At 43.3% G+C, this 319-nt stretch carries 1 protein-coding gene; it reads right to left on the reverse strand.

What is annotated here, in order from left to right:
- On the reverse strand, positions 1–233 hold a 233-nt coding region (locus J690_RS0104875), incomplete at its 3' end, for a transposase (protein WP_152977334.1).
- Positions 234–319: the final 86 nt, after the last annotated feature.

Below are 319 nucleotides of genomic sequence, written 5' to 3' on the forward strand. Positions count from 1 at the left end.
GCAATAAATGCTGGATTCACATGAGTAGGATCCTGCACGGCACCCTCATGATGGCTGAAGATCCTGATCCAACGACTGACAAGGTTGGCATTAATACTATGTTGCAGTGCGACCGAAGCGATCGAGGTATTAGGATTTTTACAGGCATTGACAATACTGAGTTTGAATTCTTTGCTGTATGTTCTGCGTTTTTTAGCAACAGGAGGTGTTGCTGAATATATATCCATGTTCATGGATTAAGTCCCCACTTGTTTTTAGGTGGGAACTAAATTAAGGCTTATAGGACCGCTTGGTAAGGCTGTGTTAGCCGGATGCTTAC

The sequence above is a fragment of the Acinetobacter sp. 742879 genome, assembly GCF_000588535.1.
Taxonomy (GTDB): Bacteria; Pseudomonadota; Gammaproteobacteria; order Pseudomonadales; family Moraxellaceae; genus Acinetobacter; species Acinetobacter pittii.